Origin of the sequence: uncultured Tateyamaria sp. (assembly GCF_947504105.1) — a bacterium.
Taxonomy (GTDB): Bacteria; Pseudomonadota; Alphaproteobacteria; order Rhodobacterales; family Rhodobacteraceae; genus Tateyamaria.
This window is the reverse complement of record NZ_CANNGP010000109.1, coordinates 1-2,564: the sequence shown is the minus strand read 5'-3', so window position 1 is coordinate 2,564 and position 2,564 is coordinate 1. Positions and strand designations below refer to the sequence as shown.

Genomic DNA, 2,564 nt, shown 5'->3' with positions numbered 1-2,564 from the left:
CCAAGTGTTGACCGAAAGCACACGGTAGATATTTCAAGAAGGTGAAAGGGCAGGGCGGTGCGTCTCGATGTCAACCAGGACCGCACCAGCGACCGTTACCCGCATGGGCCGAGACTCTGGCCTCTGACCAACCATGTGGCCGCGGCGCGCACTGGCTCAGAGAGACAGGGGGCGGCGCACCTGGGCCACAGGGAGGGCAGGGGGTAGAGGCTCGGGGCGGAGGCCGCTCGCCGGCCGGAGCCTAGGGCGCAGTCCTCGGCGCGAAGCGACGGGGAGGGGCCAAGATCAAAAACACTGGGCAAACCAGATCTTCCAAAGAAACCCGATGTCATTGGCCAGCTTTGAAGTGAGGCTGAACAGCAAGAGAGGGGACGGCTTTCACCGCCCCCGTTGCCGGGAAGTTCTCAGTCGGTCACTTCGTCGTTCTGGTTTGGCAGGAAGGCTACCAGCTCGGTTGCGCCTACCGGGAAATCCAGTTTGATCGAGAGGACTGTTTCGCCGGTGTCCCGCTTTTGGTTCTCAAAGACTGCGCCGACGCGGCGGTATGAGGTCTTTTCGGAACCGTTGGATTTGTAGGTGACGGGGACGGTGAGGATGTAGTTGGACATGGTGGTCTCCTTTGTTTCGATGACTTTTAAGAGCCGATCGCACCAGGGCAGCGCGCAAGCCGAAACTCGGAGGGTCCACTGCAGGTGGAAACCGTGTTTCTGCTTGCCGCCGCTTTAGCGGCGGGAACGCGCTGACCGCGATCTGCGAAAAGACATCTTCCAGAAACAAAGGAGGCCGCCGTGTCTAACGGGCGCCGACCGGCCTGTCGTAGTGCATAGAGGTTCTGAAAAGCCCGGCACCACATGTTGGGGTTCTGCATTGAACCAGAAGCGGGACACCGGCTGCAGCTGGGGTCAAACTGGACTTCCCGGTCGGCGCAGGCGTGGCGCATCGCTCGACAATGGAACGTTGGACCGACCGGGCGTACTATGGTGGCAGTGAATGCGCCTGAATTGGTGCGCCTCGATGGCAATCATGACCGCCCCAGCGACCCGTAACCCGCATGGGCCGAGACTGTGGCCTCTGACCGACCATTTGGCCGCGCCGCGCGCTGGCTCGGAGAGACAGGGGGCGGCGCACCTGGGCCACAGGGAGGGCAGGGGGTAGCGGCTCGGGGCGGAGGCCGCCTGCCGGCCGAAGCCTAGGGCGCGATCCCCGGCGCAAAGCGACGGGGAGGGGCCAAGCTAAAAATACGACACATAGATCTGGCCTCTACCTGACGCGGCTTTGTTCAACAGATCGAGCGCGCGGAACATCTTCGGGAAAACCACTTGCTCGGACTTTGCAACGTCTTTTGTGACGGACAAGAATTGCGCGGCTTGATGCGGCTTGGCAAAGCCTTCGCCGTCGGGGAAACCTTGCCAGTCCTCAATGTCATCATCAAACTTGAACCCGCCGGATGCAATCATACCGTCAATGACCGACAGAAACGGGTGCTTGCTACCCTCTGCAACAGTGGCAAGGGTGACGTTTTCCGCCAAATCGCCATCCGGAAGAAAAGTCAGTTTGTATTGCATCGACATGCTATCGCTCCCACTCTGTTAAGCGTTAAATCCCTGCCGCTTTACGCAGCGCTTTATTCATCCGCGTCTGCCAGCCTCTTCCATCCTGTTTGAAAGCTTCGATCACTTCTGGATCGAGGCGCAGTGTGACCGATTGTTTTGGGTTCTCAGACTTTGGCCGACCACCCTTGTTCAGTGCCTCCGCAAGTTTGGGGGCAACTTCTTGCAACGACATGGGTTCTGCCAGCATGTCATCGGTGGCCTCCGGGCTGTCCACAGCGTCCCAATCCTGTTTGGTATAGCCACCGGCCTTGGCCTTCTTTGCGTCAAATCCAGGAGTCATATCGGTTCCTTTCCTTGTTGGATGCTGGGCGCAGAGAAATGACTGAAAGACCCTCGGAGCCGAGTAGCACAAAAACACACGCCACTGTTCCATCCTCAAGCGGTCCAATCGCCATCAAGCGGCCGTCCTTTGCGTTAAGGATCATCGCATTCGTAAAGAACTCTTCGGTTAACAGGTCAAAGTCTAAGCCGTGCTTATCAATGTTTGCCTGCCGCTTTGGCTCGTCATATGTGATGATCCGCGTCATGTTTATGTAACTACAATAACTAGCGTTTCAAGTCAAGTTTTTGTAATTACAAAAACCGCATTTCTTAGACCAACTCACGCGGTAGGCGTGAATTGGCCTACGGGGTCTAGCCCATGATTTCCTTTAGCTGCCGCTCCACTTGCTGGCCAGCAAAGCGGGCCGCATTGGTCAACTGCCGTTGCCATGCGCCTTGGCTCGGTGCCCACTTGAACGCATGGTTTTTTAGGATTGCGCGGACTTCTTCGCTCGGCTTCCCATCGAAAATGAATTGCACACGGTTTGCCTCGGTGTTCTCGGCAATGGTGCAGCCTTCGTAAATCTCACGCTCGCTTGACTCTACCTCTGCGGTGTCCGTCGTCATGGTTTTTGGGGCCAATGGCGGTCTAAACTAAGAGAGAGTTTGGCTCATCTGATTGGTTTGATT

General features: G+C 57.3%; 5 protein-coding genes. All 5 read right to left on the bottom strand.

Going from position 1 to position 2,564, the window contains the following annotated elements; all coding sequences use genetic code 11:
• Positions 1-404: 404 nt before the first annotated feature.
• Positions 405-608, bottom strand: a complete 204-nt coding sequence (locus Q1A75_RS23630) for a hypothetical protein (protein ID WP_299550729.1) — start codon at positions 606-608, stop codon at positions 405-407.
• 624 nt (positions 609-1,232) lie between these two features.
• Positions 1,233-1,571 (bottom strand): hypothetical protein, encoded by a 339-nt coding sequence (locus Q1A75_RS23625; RefSeq protein WP_299550727.1) that lies wholly within the window; start codon positions 1,569-1,571, stop codon positions 1,233-1,235.
• Positions 1,572-1,596: 25 nt separating this feature from the next.
• Complete coding sequence (locus tag Q1A75_RS23620) at positions 1,597-1,893, bottom strand: BrnA antitoxin family protein (protein WP_299550725.1); 297 nt, start codon at positions 1,891-1,893, stop codon at positions 1,597-1,599.
• Entirely contained in the window at positions 1,877-2,140 is a 264-nt protein-coding gene (locus Q1A75_RS23615; protein ID WP_299550723.1) for a BrnT family toxin, read from the bottom strand. Before Q1A75_RS23615 ends, Q1A75_RS23620 begins: the two co-directional genes overlap by 17 nt.
• Before the next feature lie 106 nt (positions 2,141-2,246).
• The gene (locus Q1A75_RS23610; RefSeq protein ID WP_299550721.1) at positions 2,247-2,501 is read right to left on the bottom strand and encodes a hypothetical protein; all 255 of its coding nucleotides are present in this window, start codon (positions 2,499-2,501) and stop codon (positions 2,247-2,249) included.
• Positions 2,502-2,564 lie beyond the last annotated feature (63 nt).

Excerpts from the sequence above, each read along its gene's own strand:
- Q1A75_RS23615 (WP_299550723.1), bottom strand. The coding sequence starts at position 2,140 with ATGACGCGGATCATCACATATGACGAGCCAAAGCGGCAGGCAAACATT.
- Q1A75_RS23630 (WP_299550729.1), bottom strand. The coding sequence starts at position 608 with ATGTCCAACTACATCCTCACCGTCCCCGTCACCTACAAATCCAACGGT.
- Q1A75_RS23610 (WP_299550721.1), bottom strand. The coding sequence starts at position 2,501 with ATGACGACGGACACCGCAGAGGTAGAGTCAAGCGAGCGTGAGATTTAC.
- Q1A75_RS23620 (WP_299550725.1), bottom strand. The coding sequence starts at position 1,893 with ATGACTCCTGGATTTGACGCAAAGAAGGCCAAGGCCGGTGGCTATACC.
- Q1A75_RS23625 (WP_299550727.1), bottom strand. The coding sequence starts at position 1,571 with ATGTCGATGCAATACAAACTGACTTTTCTTCCGGATGGCGATTTGGCG.